The organism is Anaeromassilibacillus sp. Marseille-P3371 (assembly GCF_900169665.1).
Classification (GTDB): domain Bacteria; phylum Bacillota; class Clostridia; order Oscillospirales; family Acutalibacteraceae; genus Anaeromassilibacillus.
In genome coordinates this window covers 575,273-593,997 of record NZ_LT835157.1, presented here as the reverse complement: position 1 = coordinate 593,997, position 18,725 = coordinate 575,273, and the positions used below count along the sequence as shown (strand labels likewise).

Here is an 18,725-nt window from a genome sequence, read left to right as displayed (position 1 = left end):
CGAAATAAGAGGGAAGGTTTCTTCCTGATAAACAAAGGACCTAATCCTGGGGATTCCCAGGATTAGGTCCTTCTATGTTTGATTCATCTATTTTACGCTATGGCAAGTTAGTGATGCCGGCCACTGTGAAGGCTTCTGCTTGCTCCTGTAGGACTTCCCCTGTGGAACGGAAAGCAAACTCTTTGCAGTCTGCTTTTGTCGGGAACGCCGTGCGTCACACGACCCTGTCGGGGCAGAATGCTGTGAAACACTGCACGGTGACCATTGGCTGAATGCCGGGTAACTTGCGAAAGGCATAAGTCATTCGATCAAGAAATCTCTGGTGGAAGAGCACCAGCGCAGGGAACGCCGGAGGCGCAAAAGGTGCTGTGCGTCTACACGACCCTGCCGGGCCAGAATGCGGTGAAACACTGCGCGGTGACTATTGGTTGAATGCCGGGTAACTTGCGAAGGGCATAAGCCTTTCGATCGAGTAACCGCTGGTGGAAGATAGCCAGTGTAGGAAACGCCGTGCGTCCACACGACACTGCCGGGGCAGAACGCAGTGAAACACTGCACGGTGACCATTGGCTGAATGTCGAGTAGCTTGCGAAGGGTATAAGCCATGTGATCAAGGAATCACGGATGGAAGAGAGCCAGCATAGGAAATGCCATAGGCGCCAAAGGCACTCTACGACCAATGACATCTTCCTGTAGCTATTCGATAATCACTAGGTTATGTGAATAAAAAGTCTCTTATACGAAGCTGTCCCCCAGTCTGTTGACCGGGGGACAGCTTCTATATTGTTTTCTTTTAATTTTTTTAAAATCAAACTATAAACCCAATACTTAACCATTATTTTTCGGGAGCAGTTCCTGATAAGTTCCACTATCTAGATCTGTTCCCTCAAAATATTGGATAAATCAACAACTTTCTTTCAAAAGACCAGATCAAGCGCCCCACTTGCAATTGCTTGAGAAACGCTTTGGTGTTCTCCCTCCTTTGCGATCGCGCTGGCTTGCAAAGGGGGATTCTTTTCTCCCTTGCTTTGCAAACATGTTATTACTATCATAGACAATCCCATATGTCTTACTGGTTTGTTGTCCTCGTTATCTACAATGAAACGCATCCTTCAGAAACGCTGCGCCAATCACACCCGCATCGTTGCCAAGCTCTGCAATGCGGACGACGGTGTTTTTGTCTGCAAAACGGGAAAATGCATATTGCCCGATATACCGGTTAATAGGCTTTAGCAACGTCTCCCCCTCTTTGGAGATTCCACCGCCAATACAGATGATTTCTGGTTGGAAAATGTTCACGATGTTGACAATCCCCTCCGCCAGATACTCCGTATATTTTTCAACCACACGAGTTCCCTCCGTGTCGCCCTGACGCATGGCATCAAAGGCGGTCCGCCCGTTTACTCGACTGAGGTCTCCGTCGACAAATGTCCACATCAGGCTCTCTCGATGCTCTTCCATGTACTTTTTGGTCATACGGATTAGACCGGTTGCAGAGGCATACGCCTCCAAGCATCCATGGCGCCCACAGGTACAGAGTTCCCCGTCCTTTACCAAGAGGCTGTGGCCGACTTCCGCCCCTCCATAAGCAAACCCTGTATACAACTTGGAACGGATGATGATTCCAGAACCAACACCTGTTCCCAGCGTGATGGCAATCATGTTTTCACTTCCGCGGCCCGCGCCTGCCTTAAATTCTCCAAATGCTGCAGCGTCTGCGTCATTTGCCATCAGAATGGGAAGGCCCAGATGTTTTGAGAGTTTTTCTCCCAACGGTTCATGGTAGAACTCCAAATTGTTGGAATAAACCACCACGCCATTTTGATAATCGATCATCCCCGGACATCCCAAGCCGACATACTCGAGATCGTGCAAGGAAATACCTGCCTGCGCAACCGCCTCTTTTACAGTAGTTGCCATATCCTCCACAATGGCGTCGCAAGGGCGTGGCAAAGCAGTCTTGCGTTTTGCGGAAGCGACGATCACAAAGTTTTCATCTACAATGCCTGCTACAATGTTGGTTCCTCCAAGATCAATTCCTGCATAATACTTCATACGCTCGCCTCTTTTCTAATCGTACTTCTGTCCTATACGTGCATTGAAAGGCACATGGCCTCTCCACGGAGCGTATAGGTTCCCATTCCGGCCGGAAGGAAAACGGTGTCTCCCTTTTGCAAGGTCAACGCCGTTTCATCTGCACACAGTACGGCCGTTCCCTCTGCACAGAAAATCCCTTCAAAGGACTCTTCATCCACTGTACGCCGCGTTTCCCCAGAAAGGTGAATCCGGTCCGTGTGAAAATAACGGCAATCTGCCAGTGTTTCGACCTTTGCGCCACCTTCCTGGCGCACAGGATCATGATTTTTTTGGGGGTGATATGGTTCCAGATTGGTCACATCGAGCGCTTTCTCAATATGTAAGGCGCGTGGGTTCCCATTGGCATCCTTTCTTCCATAATCATAAACACGATAGGTAGTGTTGGAACTCTGTTGGATTTCTGCAATGACAATCCCTTTTCCGATCGCGTGAAGCGTTCCGGACGCGATGAAGAACACGTCCCCCTTATGAACTTCCACCTCATTCACAAGGTCCATCAGAGTATTTTGTTCAATGTGGGCCTGGAAGATCTCCTTTGTGACCGGTTCTTTAAAGCCATATACCAACTTGGACCCGGGTTGGCAATCCAATACCACCCACATCTCTGTCTTTCCATATTCCCCTTCAACGCGCATGGCATACGCATCATCCGGATGAACTTGAATGGACAAATTGTCCTTAGCGTCGATCAACTTAAACAGAATGGGAAACGCGGGGAATTCCTGGCCGCGGATTCCGGCCGCATCTGGAAATTCGCGGAGATAATCTGCCAGGGACTTTCCCGCATACGGGCCGTTTTCAATGGTAGAACAGCCGTCCTTATGGCAACTCAACTCCCAGCTTTCTGCCAACGGGGTTAATTCCGTCTGTTTATGATAGTCTTTTTTTAAGCGGTCTCCACCCCAGAGATTATCCTTGAACGCTGGATGGAGCCGCATTGGATATTGTTTCATATACATTCTCCTCAGTCCAATTGGATACTTCTATAAAATTTTTCCAGAACCAGCGCAACGGCGCCAAGCGCACATTGGTTTTCACGGAAACTGCACTCCACAACGTTCATGCATTTGACAAATTTTTCGCGCTGTCTCTGCTTGGCCTTTTTCAAGACCGTCTGGGTAAAATAAGCATATCGGGAGATCATCCCGCCCGAAAGCACAATCATCTCCGGTGAAAAGAGCGTCGCAATATTGCGAATCCCAATGGCAAGATAATCCGCCATGCGATCCAAAGCGTTCCGGCAGAGGATGTCCCCGTCTTCTGCCGCCTGCATAATTTGCTTCAGAGTAATGGAGTCATAGTCCTCGATACCGTCCAGTACCGACTCCCGTCCCATTTTTAACCCTGTGGCTACCTCTCGAACCAATCGCTGTTCATTCACCAACGTTTCCAGGCACCCATAATTTCCGCAGGAGCATTTCGCGCCATGTACATCCACAATTGTATGACCGACTTCGCCGGCCCCTCCATTAAACCCACGGAATACTTCTCCGTCTACCAGAAGAGCGCCGCCTACACCCGCCCGATTAATCAGGAATCCAAAGGCGCTTCCACATCCTCCCACCTTACCAAACCAATACTCCGCCATCGCGGCCCCCACGGAGTCCTTATCGAAAATCGCAGGGTACCCCGTATGCTCCTGTATATAATCGCGAATGGGAACATTTCCCCAATCCGGGAAATTTGGCGGGCTTTGCATGATTCCCCGCTCTGGGTCGCAAGGGCCTGCGGATACGATTCCTATCCCGATCACCTTCTGGGGATCAATCCCGGCGCTCTTTACGGATTCTTTGACCATCCGAGCCATGCTGTCCAGAACATGCTCTGGACCACAGTCGAGTGGGGTCTCACAGGCGCATTCCTGAATGATCTGTGCTTTAAAATTGGTGATGACCAGTTTGATCTGTTTGGTGGTCAAATCGATCCCCACTGCATAGCGACAGTCCGCATTGATCCCCAATAGCGTTGGACGCCGGCCACCTACAGACTCTCCGGCACCTACTTCCACAACCAATCCATTCGCCAAAAGTTTGGAAGTGATATTGGAAACTGCCGCCACTGTTAAACCACCGAACTCTGCGATGTCACGCCGGGAGGCCGGTTCATTGCGCCGAATATAGTCGAAGATCACCTGCAAATTGGTCGCTCGCATCGTTTCGCTATTTATATTGCCGAGCATCTTGGATTCCCCCTGTTGGATTGATCTTTTGTCCTGAACGCATCGTCGCGGCGGACTGTTTCCAGTACGCCGCGAACATAGGATGCTTTTCCGCGGCTATGCCGGGAGCGAATCATCGTATTGAAAGAAGCAAGGCTTTTTCTGGCTGGAAAGCCAGCCGGCCACACGCACTTCCATGTCATGCGACCGGCTGGCTTCTTTCTTTTTTACGGTTGATGAGAAAGCGTTCTCTCCTTAAAAAGAGGCGTCGCAATCAAAATGAACGATGTTTGCCCCTATGAAAGAGACGTTTATGCAATAGTGACCGTGCAATGCTTTACAACATTCTGGCCCGGCAGGGAGGTATAAACACCTGTGCTCTGTCCGGATGCGCCGATTGCATAGACTCTGTAGTAGTAATCATTGCCAACCTGTGCCACAAACTGCGTTTTGAGGACCTCACCATTGCCGACTGTGAAGTTCGGCGCCAGATTGTTCCCATTGACCACAGACATCTTGAAACAATAGGCCTGGCCATGCTTCAATATGAAGTTGACCGTTGTATCACTGCGCACATACGCGCTTGCCGTGGCAACCTTTTGGCCTGCGACAACAATACCATTGTTTCCATAAGAATGATTCGGAACGGCTGTTTTGTTGCTGGAATTATTCTTGGATGGACGATCCGGTTTTGGATCATTTACTTTAACCAGCTTTGCCTTTGCAACACGGGCATTATTGACTGCATTATCTACAACCGCCTGCTGGCTTTCGTCCAAGGTTTCGTCCGCCAAAATCACTTCCATGTTCTTGATCGCTGTCGCAACCAACGCATAGCTCTGCGCTGTGTAGTCCGCGGGATCAAGCTCTTTGAGCTCCTCCAGAAGTTCTTCCAGTTCGCTCTTATCTGCCTTCTTGCGAAGATCGGCCATTGCTTTGGTCAGCGCTTTTGCCGCTTCATCGACGTCTTCCTGTGCGGAATCCTTTGTCAATGTCTTTGCATATTCAAGCGCCTTATGGAATGCGGAGATCGCCTCTTCGTCCTGCACATAGTCTTCTTCTAATACAAGGTCGATTTCCTCTGCTTTTTCAATCAAGAGCTGTAACTGGCTAAAGTCCGCAACTTCTTCCAAACCATAAAGTGCATTGATCAAATCTTCTGTAACTTTTTCCACGTCCGCTTTCAGCGGTTCCTCTTGATCGGCAACGACTTTTGCTGCTTCCACTGCTTCTACAAGCGCCGCCCATGTGCTGGTTGTGAAGCCTTCTTCAGAAAGCTCATCTGCGACTGCCAACAATGCTTCCAAAGTCGTTGTATCGCCTAACTCAAAGCTCAGCAGATGCATGACATCCAACAGTTCGCTCCAAGCTGCATCAATTTCTTTTTGGGTTGCTTCCAAACGACCATTGACTTCGTTGGCTGTTTCAAGGGCCTTGTCAAAGCGCTCTTTGATGGATGGCAACACAGTTTCGAGTTCTTCGCTGCCCAGAAGCGCTTCAGCAGCCTTAATAATCGACTGCAATACCGACTTGTTGACCACTGTGAATTCGAATTTCAGCGTTTCATCCGCTGTACCCATGGTATAACGGTATGTAAAGGAATCCGGAACGGTCAGTTCAAGTGCTTCTCCGTTCAGGGTGACACCTGCAAAGCTTCTGCCTTCCACCTGGGGAACAAAGGTCAACTCTACTTCTGTACCTGTTTCCAATTCTTTGCTGTACTGGTTGATAAGGTCTGCAATGCTCTGCTCTTCACCATTTACGCTCAGGCTGGCATCGCGCCCGCTGTACGCAACGGTAAGGTCATAGGTGCCGCTGACGCCGCCCTGGCCCTCTGTAAAGTCGAAGTAGTCGATGTTTGCAACATACGCCTTGTCTTCGGTGCCGACCAACTTGATATACAAGTCATGTGAGCCTGTGATCGGCGGCTCAATGTCGGTTTCCGTGAGCACATAGGTGCTCCAGTTATCTTCTGCGGTGTTATGCGTTTTCAGCTCGGCCACCGGCTCGCCTTCCATAGAATCCAGGAAGAACTGGATACGGCCGTCATTGGTCGCGTCGCGGCCTTGGCTAGAATAGCTCATAACCACATGTACAGCGCCGTTGTCGCCGAAGTTTACGTTGTTGTACATGGCATAGCAGCCATTCTTGCCACCGCCGATGTTACCGCCGCCGCTGCGATTGCTGTCGACATCCTTCACAACGTCGCCAGCGTCATAATCCTCTGCCTCCAGACGCACATACGGATTGCGGATCGCGCCCAATTTACTGGACGCCTTTTGCAGGTTTTCGACCGCTTCACGGATCTCGTCCTGGGTAGCCTCTTCATTATCCAATACAGCCTTGGCCTCCTCCAGAACCTTCTGGAATTCTTCCACCTTTGCCGTCGGATAGCCTGTTAGATCTTTCGCCTCAGCTGCCTCGACAAGTTTTTCCAGCGTGCTACGGTCAATGGAGTTTTTGATGTTGCCCATCAATTCAACCTCTGCCAATTCGATGGAATCCGCAGAACCTGTGAAATCGATGCGATAGTTCGCGTATTTTTCTTCCGCATTGACTGCAAATGGACGGGTGTACTTTGCCCATTCAAAGGACAGTTCATCACGCTTCTCCAAAGAGGTCCAGGTCTTCCCATCGTTTGAACCAAACAGTTCAAAGCTGACCGGCGCCTTTTCCGGATCGGAAGTGGAAGTCAATGTGACCATATCCACATAGGCTGGAGTCGCAAATCCATAGTAAACCGATGCGGTGTTCCCATTCAAGCTGGCTGTCGTGTCCGAGGTATTGTCAAACAAATTCTCTACACGGTCCGTCGCCGCACTGTAGACCGTATCTTGTATCACATCGCCGGAGGGGATCTCCTCTCCAACAACCGGAGAAGTGACGGTCATATCCTGGCTCGGCTCTGCCACCTGGTCACCCTCTGTGATGGAGGTCGGCAGGGCATCCTCAGAAGTTCCCCAATCGGACGGCGTGTCACCCATATCAAAATCGATGACTGCGCCATGAATCAGGTCGCTGTAGTTGAAATAAGTCTTATTGTATTCTTCCCCGTTGAGCTTAACACCCTGTACATAGATGTTCTCTCTGCTGTTGTTCGGCGCATTGATGACAAGGTCTTCGCCGCACTCCAGATGTATGGTGGCCTTGGTGAAGAGCGGAGAACCGATGGCGTATTCGCCGCTGCCCATGTTCACCGGATAAATACCCAGGGCGCTCAGAATGTACCATGCGGACATCTCGCCGTTGTCCTCGTCGCCGATATAGCCCTGGCCAAAATCGCTGCCCACATAGGCGCGCGCCAGCACTTCACGGACAACTTCCTGTGTGCGGTCCGGGCGGCCCGCATAGTTGTACATATACGGAATATGGTGCGACGGCTGGTTGCTATGTCCATACAGGCCCATCTTCAGGTCGCGGGCCTCCACCATCTCATGGATGGTGCCGTCCTGAACCAAATCCGGGGAGGCATTGAACAATCCGTCCAAACGCTCTGCCAATTTTTCACGGCCGCCGTAGAGGTTTGCCAAACCCTGGCCATCCTGCGGCACCGTGAACGCCATGTTGAAGGCATTCGTCTCTGTGTAATCGCCCCACCAGATACCGGGGTTGAAGTCATCGCTGCTGGTACGGAAAGCGCCGTTGACATCACGGCCCATGAACCAGCCGATCTCGTCGTTAAACAGATTGACGTAATTCTGTGCGCGGTTGAGATAATACTGTTCCTCATCGGCATATCCCAGCGCCTTAGCCATCTGGTAGATGCCAAAGTCATTGATATAGCCTTCCATCGACCAAGAGAATCCTTCACCGATGTCCAGGCTGGTATAGCCATTGAAAATAGAGCGGGTCAGATCATTGCGTCCGCCGTTGGTCAGGTTGTTGGAGACCACAGAGGCGTTCTTAATGGAGGACCAGAAGGCATTCTCCACCTCAAAGTCCAGACCCTTCTTTGCTGCATCTCCGAAGATTACGTCGGAACTTGTGCCGACCATGCTGTTGGTGCCGCCCGGAGCGATCCAACGCGGTACCCAACCCTGGTCATTATAGTGCTCGACAAGCCCATTGAGCATCTCAATGTCCTTCGACGGAGTAAACAGCGAATAGGCCGCCCAAGTGGTACGATAGGTATCCCAGAAGCCGTTGTTGTAGTACATCACGCCGTCCTTGACCTCATGCGAGCCATACGGGCTGCGGTACTGCCAACCATCCTCAGAGCCTTCGCCGGTCTGTTCGGAGAGCATGTTCGGATACATGAACAGGCGGTACATACCGGAATAGAAGCTGGTCATCTGATCCGGGGTCGCGCCTTCAATTTCGATGATCCCGAGCTGGTCGTCCCAAGTCTTTTGAGCCTTGGCAAAGATCTCATCGAAGCCTTCATCCTCTGCAATCTCTTGCTGGAGGTTCTTTTTGGCCTGTTCGATGCTAATAAAGGAAGTGGCGACCTTCATCTCGATCACTGTTTCGCCGGAAGAGGCCTTCTCAAAGCTGGCAATGCCGCCCTTTCCGATGGAACGTCCCGTCGTAAACGGCTGGCTGAACTCGCCATAAACATACATACGCTGCATACCATTGCTGTTGTGGTCAGAATATGCAGTAAAGCTCTTTCCATCCTCGCCAAAGGTGGTCGATCCACTGGCGCGGTCGCTATCGAGCAGAATGTTGCAGTACGGAGCGTTCTCCGGGAAGGTGAAGCGAAGAACCGCCGCATGTTCGGTTGGGGTGACTTCCATGGTCACGCCGCCCGCCTTCTCGTCGTCTTCATTGAAGGTCACGCTGTAGTGGTGCGCCTTTGCGATTTCATTTTCATGGGTAAATGCAGCGCCACGCACGCCGGTTCCAATACTGGTAACCGTAGCCGGGTCAAAGCTGCTGTTTGCCATGAACTCATAGGTGCCGCGCTCGCCGGTCCAATAGGAAGCCTGGTGGCTGATTGTCAGATGTTTCAGCGTGTTACCATCGCGGCTCAGCTGATAGTTGTACATCTTATTGTCGCCGGCGCGAGTAACGGGGGCCCAGAAATTAAAGCCATGCGGCATCGTGGTGCCGGGGCAGACCAAGCCGCGGGAATAGCTCGTGCCATCGTTGGTGCCGCGCAGGGTATACACATAGTCGGAAAGATGTTCCTGTTCGACCTGCGGGACTTCTTCAATACGGATGTCGTCGATGTCCGCGGTAAAGGCATCATCCGCACCGGTGGGATTAGAAGGCTTGTGGTAACCGACCAACACCTTCGTAATGGTCTTGCCGATCGTGTCCTCGCCTGAAGCAATGTAGGTGGAGATCTTATTCCACTGCTTGGTCGTCAGGGTCTTGGAGAGTCCCTGCTCCATTGGCGAGACGATATTTCCATTTTGATCCACGGCATTCAAGTCGCTCAGATAGGTACCATCACTGAATCCGAGATCCACTGCGATATAAGTAGAGGTGTACTCAAAGTCATACGAGCCGGTCGTCCACTCCGGGAAGATCGTATAGCTCAACTGCGTATTTTCCGTTACCGGGATATTCAGGCCGTCGTAAATGACGTTATACGCATACGCTTCGCCTTCTCCCTTGTGATAACCAGTGACCTTCAGTGCCTTATCTCCTGTCCAGCCCTTATTGGAAGCTGCATCGTGCACAGAAGCCGGTCCGCTCTCAATGGTGGTCCCCATGACCGTTAAATTGATATCGTCGTCCGCCTCATCAAGCGTCGCAATATTCAGGTCGGCAAACTGGACCATCCCACTGTCGCCGTTGTTCTTGGTGATGTTGATCTTATAGTAGGCATAGGCGGTATCGTTTTCAAAGGTGAATGTCTTGCTTTCATAGCGGCTGTTAAACCGGACGCCGGTTTGGCTGTCGAGTTCTGTCCAGGTTGTTCCATCATTGGAGCCAGAGAAGGTCCAATCCACCGGGTCACGCGCTTCCGCATCGTTTGCTGAAACAATCGAATATGCCTTGACCGCTTTGGGCTCCTGGATCTGGAACGATACCCACACCGGGTTCTCTACCGAAGCACTTTGCTTTGCAAGGAATTTCGTCCCGGAATTGTTGTCGAAGAGCTTCTCTTTTGTTTCATTATTGTTATGGTTTTCCGAACCTTGAATGCTACTCAGCTCCACCAAGCTGGTAATGTCGCCCACCAAGCGATCCGCTGTGGTGGAGGACACGTTTTGAGCCTTTCCCTTGCCATCCACGACTTCCAATGTGTTGGCCTTGAAATTATCCGACCATTCCTCGTCATTTTCAAACGACGTAAAGAAGCTTTTTCCCTCTTCAACGCGCGCCGAGGCAAAGGTCGAGAGCACCGACCCTGGAACCGCTAAGGTGGCTGCCAGAGCCATCGCTATGATTTTCTGGAACCTTTTCATTGTTTTCCTCCTTTTCTCGTATCTATACGACCAGATTGCCAAATGAGCTTCCTTCCCCTCCTTTTTCATGTTCCTGCCTGCCAGTTTATCAAACAAATTAAACAATAAAAATAAACTCACAGCGCAAATATAAGTAATTCAGCTACATTCTAGCAACCTTTCTTGTAAAGGTCAAAGGGGGATTCTTTAGAAAAAGGCGGCGCTTTTTTGGATTTTTATTAAACTATTTTAAAATCTAATGATATTTTCTTAAATATCCTCTTTTTTAATTCTTTAATCTATTTATAAACCACTATGTAGGCAAATTTATCGCTATTCTTTTAATAATTCTTTGAATAAGTAAAAAGCATTAAATGGGACGTTCCTTTCAGAATACCTCTGTCTTGAAAAGAATACAAATTCACAAACCTTACTCTTTGTTCAAATCATTTAAATATGGGCGCTACTGTTACCTACAAGGAAATTCCCAAAACCTTTTATGTTTTTAACACGAGCCGGGTGTGACGATAAAGCAACCTGTTCGTTCTTCAAGAGGGAGGGAAAGGCGAAGTTCCCTCCTCTTCATAACCTTCTATTCGTCCATATTCAAAAAGTTGGCGTAACGCGAGGCAACCGCTTCCATAAAGGGAAGAATCCATGCCAAAGCGAGATTTTTTTACTCGGATTTTCAAATAGTCTTGCGAAAACTTTCTTCGGTTTAGTTCCCGCTCCATTTGTTCCAGGTATCGCGCTGGTAAATGCGTCCCATTATGTCCTACCAGGATGGCTTGGGGATTGAGAAGGTTTACCGCGTTGACAAGCGCCCTTGTAATCTTCTCGATTATATCCGATAAAACCACATCAACGTGTGGGTCTTCTGCCTGCGCACAAAAGCTGGCAAAATCACCCGCTTGTCCGGTCGCCTCCCGCAAGCGTGCCTCGATGACTGGCATCCCGACATATTCCTCCAGACATCCCCGGTTTCCACAACCGCACTCCGGACCATTGCAGTCAATGCTGGTATGCCCCAGCTCTCCGGCAAAGCCGCTGCTGTTTTGATAGAGCCCGTCGTTCTCGATGATCCCCGATCCAATTCCGGTGGATAGGCCGACATAGAGGAAATTATGAAATTCACGCCCCGCCCCAAAAAGCTTTTCCCCCAACGCAGCGCAGTTCATATCGTTGTTCAGCTCCACTGGCAGTCCCATGTGGTTGCTCAACAGACGCCGCAAGGGCAAATTGGACACTCCGAAGAAGTTGGGCGGGTTCAGCACAACGCCGCTGCCCACATCCAAGGGCCCCACCACGGACACACCGCACCCCAAGATATTGCTTTCCTGTATGCGAATTCGGTCTACAGCGCGGAAAAGCTTTTGCAATATAGAATCCGTGTTCTCTTGTGCAAAAGGTTCCTCTTCCTTCTTCAGAATCCGGAGTTTTAGGTCGAACAATACGGCTGTCACGCCTTCACGCCCCAATTGTACGCCCAGCACCTTCGGTGCCCCCGGCGAAATATCCAGAATGATGGGATTCCGTCCCACGCCGGCGTTGCGCTCCGGTGCGCGTTCCACCACATAATCCTGTTCCATCAGACCGGCAATGATATTACTTACCGTCATTTTTGTCAGCCCGGTCCTCTGCGCAAGTTGAATGCGCGACACGCCGTCATGTGTGCAGAGCAACCGCAACAGCAGTCCCCGATTTTGATATTTTAAATTTTGATTGTTCATTCCCGTTTTTTTTGTCAAACGTATCCCTCCGCTTTGGAGTAAACCAGTTTTCCTTTTTTATGTACCCATGGTTTGGAAATATCGCGCAGAGCGTTATTCTTAGAATCGTTTTCTGAGGATACTCCCTTTCGCAGCCACTTTCTTACGCCCTGGTATATTGACTTTACTAATATACATATTATATAATAATTTAATAAAAATCAAATGTTTTTGTAGAATGAATAAATTTTTGTATATTTTTACGGTGTTTATTCGAGCAGAACTCAGTGAAGTAGGAGGAATTCTCCCCATGGGGAGGGGATTGTCCGGAAACGTTTGTCGCCACAAGCTGGCAAAGGGGAAAGGGAGTTGTAAGATGATAAAGGTAGTCGTCGCGGACGACGAAGTCAAAGTTTGCCAATTGATCTGCAATTTGGTCGATTGGAGTGCCTTCGATATGGAAATCGTTGCAGTTGCTCACAATGGAGAAGAAGCGCTGGAAATGGTAAGGCAATACCACCCAGATCTGTTGGTGACGGATATTCGCATGCCCGGGTGTGACGGCCTCGAAATGATCGCCAGAGCTAAACAGCTTTCGGACACACTTGAATTCGTCATCATCAGTGGGTACCGTCATTTTGAATATGCGCAAAGCGCCATCAAATACGGGGTTTCCGATTATCTTCTCAAACCCATTCAAAAAGAAGAACTCTGTGCCACGCTGGAAAAGATGCGCCGGCGGTATCAGCTGCGCAATGAACAGCTCAGCAACGAGGAGCGTCTGCGTATGCGGTTACAGAGTGACATCGACAAGCTGCGTTCCGGATTATTCACACATCTGTTGAACGCCGATCCAGATGGTCCTCTCACACTGGAACAGGCAAATCGGGACTACCATTTTCAGTTCACGCCCGGACTGTATCAAATTTTCATCGTGAAGGTGGACTGCCCTCTTTCGCGGGACAGCATCAAGGTCTTGGAAGAAAAAATATTACATACGCTATGCACCGCCCTGCGCCCTGTATGCAGCGATATGGAGGTCTGCTTTACGGGAAGCCGCGCCTACAGCGTTTTGAACTACCCAGAGGAACGCCGTGGTACCGTGCGCAAACGCATTCTTTCTGCTATGGATGAGCTCCTGGTCCAACTCGGCCTGTTTGAAAACACACAGCTTACCATTGGGCTGGGCAAGGCGGTGGAGGAAGCCGAACAGATGGAGGCCTCCTTGCACAGCGCAGAGTCTGCTGTCGCACAACGTCTATTAGAGGGCACAGGAAAGGTCATTGAGGCAACCGTTCCAACGGAACCATTTGACACAGATAGCCTTCTTTCGGCACTCACCTGCGAAGTAGAAGCAGCAATGGAGGTACTGGACCGTGAGGCGCTGACGGCGGCTTTAAAGAAATTTCAAAGGGAGGCGCTTGCAGCGCCGGGGATCAATGGACAGCGCCTGCTGGCTCTGTCCTTAAAGGCGTGCCGGATTTATCTGATGGTGTTACATAAACACCAAATCCACGTAGAAAACGCGGATGAGCTTTACCATCGCTTTTCTCAGAAAAGCGATGGCTGTGGAAGTTCGCAAGAGCTTTTTCGGCATCTCAATGGCATCCTCTGCGAATCTTTAGATTCCATTCTTCAAGATCGCCGGCAGGCCGAAAAAAAGCCGGTGCGCGCTGCAAAGCAATATATTCAGGAGCATTATATGCAGCCGATCAGTTTGGAGGAGGTCGCGGATTTTGTTGGCTTCAACGCCTCCTATTTCAGTACCCTCTTTAAAAAGGAGAGTGGTAAAAACTTTTTGGAATATCTCTCCGAAGTGCGGATGAACCGTGCAAAAGAGCTCCTCAAGCAGACCAATTTTACGGTGGCAAATATTTGTAGCCAAGTCGGATACAGCGACCTGAAACACTTTACACAGAGCTTTAAAAAAGCAACCGGATTAAAGCCAAACGAGTTCCGGAAGCTCTATTCGTGATAAAGGACGGGGACTACAAATGAAAAAGATACAATCCCGCTATCTATTTGACCGCTGTATGTTGTTTATCCTTGCCTTAGCCGTTTTGGCTGTGCTTTTGTTGGTCGCTCTGGCGATCTATATCGCAGAGGAACCCTGGGCCACCTGGGCGGTACTGGGGGGCGCCGCTCTGCTGGGGGGTGCACTCTATTTTGGTTACCGATGGGTGTATCTTCCCTTCCGGGAAACGGAAAAAATGCTCGAACTATTTGTTGACGGGTATTCCATGAACAGCCCGTATGAGCTTCGTTATCCGATGAGCCCTGGCATGGAGCGCGCGCTGGACAAGCTACACAGTCTATTGAACACCAGAGAACTCATCAACGCCAGCAAAAAACAGGCGCAATATTTGGCCCTGCAAAACCAGATTAACCCCCACTTCTTATACAATACCTTGGAGGGGATTCGCGGAGAAGCGCTCGCCGCAGGGCTGGATACCGTCGCAAAGATGACGGAGGCCCTCTCCACCTTCTTCCGCTACACCATCTCCAACGTGGAACATCTTGTCTCGTTGGAGGATGAACTGCGCAATATTGAAAATTATTATGTCATCCAACGCTATCGCTTTGGCGAGCGCATCAACCTGAGCATTGAGTACGACGATGAGGATGACCGTGACGAACTCAGCAAGTGCCGGATGCCCAAGCTGACTCTTCAACCAATTGTCGAAAATGCCATCATCCACGGCATTGAATGTAAAATTGGGCGCGGCAATATCCGTATTAAATTGGAGGCCACCCCCAGTCGCTTAATCATTACGGTATCGGATGACGGCGTCGGTATGGATGAGGCGCGCCTGCAAAAGCTCAACCGTGAGTTGGAGACTCCCTTTTTGGACTTTGTCACCCCCGATCGGGAAAAGCGCGGCGGTATTGCTATCATCAATGTCAACAGCCGCATCCGCCTTCTCTTTGGGGAGCAATATGGCGTCACTATCTACAGTACCGAAGGGGTTGGCACGGATGTAGAGGTCACCCTCCCGCGGATCACCGGCAAATCAAAGGATTATACACCATGAAAAAAGAAATTATGCGTTTGGACCGTGTCACCCTGATGGAGGGCGAGGTTACGCTGCTGGATGACTTAAACCTGCACATATTTGAGGGCGAAATCATGGGGCTTGTCTGTCTCAATTCCAATGGGCAGGACGCTTTGGTGAATCTCCTTTGTCAAAATGTTCCCATACATTATGGATATATTTACTTCGAAGAGCAGCTGGTCAATAGCTATCGCCACAGTTCCATGGAGCCCAACCGGGTGGCCGTGATTGAGGAAAAAAGCCACATGGCAGAAGGGCTCAGCGTTGCAGACAATATCTTTGTTTTGCGGCGGGGGTTCAAAAAATATCTGATCGCCCCGCGGATTTTGCGTGCACAGCTCTCGCTGTTTACGCAGGAGCTTGACGTGCAGATCGACGCCGGGGAGCTCGCCGGAAATCTCACCCATTTTGAACGCTGTGTCGCTGAGCTTTTGAAGGCCATTATTTCTGGGGCCAAGCTGGTGGTTCTTCGCGACATCAGCAATTTTCTCGGGCCAGCCGATCTGATCCATTTTTTAAAATTGCTTCGCCATTATGCAAAAGAAGGCCTCTCCTTTCTCTATATCTGCAATCACCATGAGGAGACCTTTCGAATCTGTGACCGTGTAGCTCTCATGGAAAACGGCCGTGTGCGAAAGCTTTTGTTCCGGGAAGATTTCCGAGACGAAATCATCCTGCACTATGCCCTGGACTTCCGGCATCCATTGACACCGCCTGTTCGACCGGAACAACGCAACGGAATGCTGAAGTTGCGTCATCTCTTTACAGACCATATCCACGACATGAACTGTACCATTGAGGAAGGGGAATGTGTCGTTCTGTTGGACAGCAACAGCCTCGTTCTGAACGACTTGGCCGATTTGATGACTGGCGATCGATTCCCCCAAGCGGGAAAGATCCTTCTGGATGCCCGCGACTGGTGTTCCAACCATGAAAAACTCAAGCATAAGGTCTCCTTTATCCGGGAAAATCCCATCCAGACCATGTTGTTCCGAGAAATGTCCTATATTGACAATCTCTGTTTTGCGATGGACTGGCGATGCCCTACTCTGTGGATGAGCCGGCGTATTAAAAAAAGCATTCTTCTGGAATACGAACCGTTGATCGGCAAGGACATACGCGCACAGGACATCACCCATCTGTCCCCCTATTCCCTCTATAGCCTGATCTATTACCGGGTTCACCTGTACCACCCCAAGGTGGTCTTTTTGATGCAGCCTTTCGCTGGGGCTGATATGTATCTACGCCACCATTTGATTCATTTAATCAATAAGCTGCGAGAGCGAAAAATCACCGTTGTCATTTTGGCCGTCAGCCTCTCTGATAGCCTCTTTGTTGCAGACCGCCTTTTGATGTTTGAAGACGGAAACCTTCGCAAAGAGTACCTGCGGGATGAATTTCATCATCTTGCGTTTGCCCCCGGGCAGTCGCTTCTTCATCTCTCAAGCGAAATGGCAAATACAGATACCTCTTCCCTAGACTCCTACTAACCGATTTTTTCCACGGTTTTTCGATCAAAATGAAACGCATTTGAAAAAGGGGACACCTCTGGGTGTCCTCTATCTATATTCGCGCAACCTTTCCTCCTTCTTGCTTCATCATAATCTATCTAAATATTGCCAAACTATTCGAAAAAAAGAATTCATAACGCACAAAATTTCCAAAAGGAACCCCCCATAAGACCAAACACAGCCCCCTTATGTTTCCAAAGTGGGAATGCTATAATAAATCCATCGTAAAGACAATTGACTAACAGAACGAAACGGTATTTCCACAAGACCGAATCGTTCCAGGAAAAAGATAGGTGGATTTGATGCAAGAATACATAGTGGAACTTGAGCACATCAACAAATCCTTTCCCGGCGTAAAAGCGCTGGACGACGTATCCTTTAACCTAAAGGCTGGCGAGGTCCTCGCTCTGCTGGGTGAAAACGGCGCAGGCAAATCGACCCTGATGAAAATTCTCAGCGGCGTGTATACGCGTGACAGCGGGGACATCAAGCTCTTTGGTGAGAAGATCGACGAACTCACCCCCAAAAAAGCGCAGGCCCTTGGCGTTGCGATCATTCATCAGGAGTTGAACATGTGCGGCCACCTGACCGTGGCAGAGAACATCTTCCTCGGCCGTGAAAGGTTGCATTCAGGCATTCTCAACGAGCGCGAGATGCGCAAGGAGGCTGCAAAAATCCTTGGCAACCTCAACATCGACATCGACCCAGATACCATTGTCGGCGACCTTCCCGTATCCAAGCAACAGATGGTGGAAATCGCAAAGGCGCTTTCCACCAATGCCAAAATTTTAATCATGGACGAACCGACGTCCGCTCTGACGTCGAAAGAGATCGACGACCTGTTTGTAATCATCCGTAAACTGCGTGAAGCCGGGCACGGCATCGTCTACATATCCCACCGTTTGGAGGAATTGCAGCACATTGTCGACCGCGTCACCATTATGCGCGATGGAAAGTACATTACCAGCATGAATTTCCAGGATACCACTATGTCCGAGATCATCGCTTATATGGTCGGGCGTGAGATTAAGGAAAAATTCCCCCGTGTAAACTGTGCACGCGGAAAGAAAATTTTGGAGATTCGAAATCTGAACGCTGGACGGTTGGTCCGCGATATCAACCTGGATCTTTACGCGGGCGAAATCGTTGGAATTGCCGGCCTGATGGGCGCAGGGCGTACGGAAACCACGCGGGCCATCTTCGGGATTGATCCCAAGGAAAGTGGAGAGATTCTTCTTGACGGCAAGGCGGTCCATATCCGCAAACCAATGGACGCCATTCGGGCTGGTATCGTGCTCGCACCGGAAGACCGCAAAAAGGATGGCCTGTGTACCAAGTTGAGTATCCGCGACAACATTGCGTTGCCAAATCTGGACATTTTGTGCAACAAATTCGGCGTGGTCAATCACAAAAAAGAAACGGAGATGGTGGAACGTTCCGTCCATGAACTGACCATTAAGCTGGCAAGCTCTGAATCGGACGCTGGAAGTCTTTCCGGCGGCAACCAGCAGAAAATCGTTGTTGCGAAATGGCTGGCGCGAAACTCCCGCGTGGTGATCTTTGATGAACCGACCCGCGGCATCGACGTCGCTGCAAAGGTTGAAATCTACAACCTGATGAACCAACTCAAGCAACAGGGCATCGGCGTCATGTTCGTGTCTTCGGAAATGCCGGAAATTCTCCGCATCAGCGACCGAATCCTGGTCATGTGTGACGGCCGCATCACAGGGGAATTTCTCTCCGGAGAGGTTACCCAGAACCAGATTCTGGAGTGTGCCACCCGGTTTGAAAACAAGATTTCTCAAAAGGCCGGCGCTTAACGGCCGGACCTGTATCCGATAACATCAAGATTCAGAATT

General features: G+C 50.0%; 10 protein-coding genes. 5 read left to right on the top strand and 5 right to left on the bottom strand.

Going from position 1 to position 18,725, the window contains the following annotated elements; translation table 11 throughout:
* Positions 1-74 precede the first annotated feature (74 nt).
* Entirely contained in the window at positions 75-272 is a 198-nt protein-coding gene (locus tag B9Y59_RS14990; protein WP_143255203.1) for a hypothetical protein, read from the top strand.
* 817 nt (positions 273-1,089) lie between these two features.
* On the opposite strand, the gene B9Y59_RS01800 is transcribed toward B9Y59_RS14990, so the two are convergent.
* The 5 genes from B9Y59_RS01800 to B9Y59_RS01780 form a co-directional block, all read right to left on the bottom strand.
* Positions 1,090-2,055, bottom strand: coding sequence for an ROK family protein (locus B9Y59_RS01800; RefSeq protein WP_085531456.1), 966 nt, complete (start codon positions 2,053-2,055; stop codon positions 1,090-1,092).
* A gap of 32 nt (positions 2,056-2,087) precedes the next feature.
* Positions 2,088-3,050 (bottom strand): type I phosphomannose isomerase catalytic subunit, encoded by a 963-nt coding sequence (locus tag B9Y59_RS01795; protein WP_242967182.1) that lies wholly within the window; start codon positions 3,048-3,050, stop codon positions 2,088-2,090.
* A gap of 11 nt (positions 3,051-3,061) precedes the next feature.
* On the bottom strand, positions 3,062-4,276 hold the full coding sequence (locus B9Y59_RS01790) for an ROK family transcriptional regulator (protein WP_054323730.1): 1,215 nt from the start codon (positions 4,274-4,276) through the stop codon (positions 3,062-3,064).
* Positions 4,277-4,566: 290 nt separating this feature from the next.
* On the bottom strand, positions 4,567-10,614 hold the full coding sequence (locus B9Y59_RS01785; RefSeq protein WP_158088911.1) for a GH92 family glycosyl hydrolase: 6,048 nt from the start codon (positions 10,612-10,614) through the stop codon (positions 4,567-4,569).
* A 527-nt stretch (positions 10,615-11,141) separates the two neighbouring features.
* Complete coding sequence (locus B9Y59_RS01780) at positions 11,142-12,341, bottom strand: ROK family transcriptional regulator (RefSeq protein ID WP_085531452.1); 1,200 nt, start codon at positions 12,339-12,341, stop codon at positions 11,142-11,144.
* Positions 12,342-12,678: 337 nt separating this feature from the next.
* Between B9Y59_RS01780 and B9Y59_RS01775 the strand changes: the two genes are divergently transcribed.
* The 4 genes from B9Y59_RS01775 to B9Y59_RS01760 all read left to right on the top strand — a co-directional run bounded on the left by B9Y59_RS01775 (position 12,679) and on the right by B9Y59_RS01760 (position 18,686).
* Positions 12,679-14,277: a response regulator gene (locus B9Y59_RS01775; protein ID WP_085534441.1), complete on the top strand. Its 1,599-nt coding sequence runs from the start codon at positions 12,679-12,681 to the stop codon at positions 14,275-14,277.
* Between the two features lie 19 nt (positions 14,278-14,296).
* Positions 14,297-15,334 carry a sensor histidine kinase gene (locus B9Y59_RS01770; protein ID WP_198945581.1) on the top strand — a complete coding sequence of 346 codons (1,038 nt, stop codon included), beginning with the start codon at positions 14,297-14,299 and terminating at the stop codon, positions 15,332-15,334.
* The gene (locus B9Y59_RS01765) at positions 15,331-16,845 is read left to right on the top strand and encodes an ATP-binding cassette domain-containing protein (protein ID WP_143255202.1); all 1,515 of its coding nucleotides are present in this window, start codon (positions 15,331-15,333) and stop codon (positions 16,843-16,845) included. The genes B9Y59_RS01770 and B9Y59_RS01765 overlap by 4 nt, the downstream gene beginning before the upstream one ends.
* A 323-nt stretch (positions 16,846-17,168) precedes the next feature.
* Positions 17,169-18,686 carry a sugar ABC transporter ATP-binding protein gene (locus B9Y59_RS01760; protein WP_085534439.1) on the top strand — a complete coding sequence of 506 codons (1,518 nt, stop codon included), beginning with the start codon at positions 17,169-17,171 and terminating at the stop codon, positions 18,684-18,686.
* The last annotated feature ends 39 nt before the right edge of the window (positions 18,687-18,725 follow it).

Excerpts from the sequence above, each read along its gene's own strand:
- B9Y59_RS14990 (WP_143255203.1), top strand. The coding sequence starts at position 75 with ATGTTTGATTCATCTATTTTACGCTATGGCAAGTTAGTGATGCCGGCC.
- B9Y59_RS01800 (WP_085531456.1), bottom strand. The coding sequence starts at position 2,055 with ATGAAGTATTATGCAGGAATTGATCTTGGAGGAACCAACATTGTAGCA.
- B9Y59_RS01795 (WP_242967182.1), bottom strand. The coding sequence starts at position 3,050 with ATGAAACAATATCCAATGCGGCTCCATCCAGCGTTCAAGGATAATCTC.
- B9Y59_RS01790 (WP_054323730.1), bottom strand. The coding sequence starts at position 4,276 with ATGCTCGGCAATATAAATAGCGAAACGATGCGAGCGACCAATTTGCAG.
- B9Y59_RS01785 (WP_158088911.1), bottom strand. The coding sequence starts at position 10,614 with ATGAAAAGGTTCCAGAAAATCATAGCGATGGCTCTGGCAGCCACCTTA.
- B9Y59_RS01775 (WP_085534441.1), top strand. The coding sequence starts at position 12,679 with ATGATAAAGGTAGTCGTCGCGGACGACGAAGTCAAAGTTTGCCAATTG.
- B9Y59_RS01770 (WP_198945581.1), top strand. The coding sequence starts at position 14,297 with ATGAAAAAGATACAATCCCGCTATCTATTTGACCGCTGTATGTTGTTT.
- B9Y59_RS01765 (WP_143255202.1), top strand. The coding sequence starts at position 15,331 with ATGAAAAAAGAAATTATGCGTTTGGACCGTGTCACCCTGATGGAGGGC.
- B9Y59_RS01760 (WP_085534439.1), top strand. The coding sequence starts at position 17,169 with ATGCAAGAATACATAGTGGAACTTGAGCACATCAACAAATCCTTTCCC.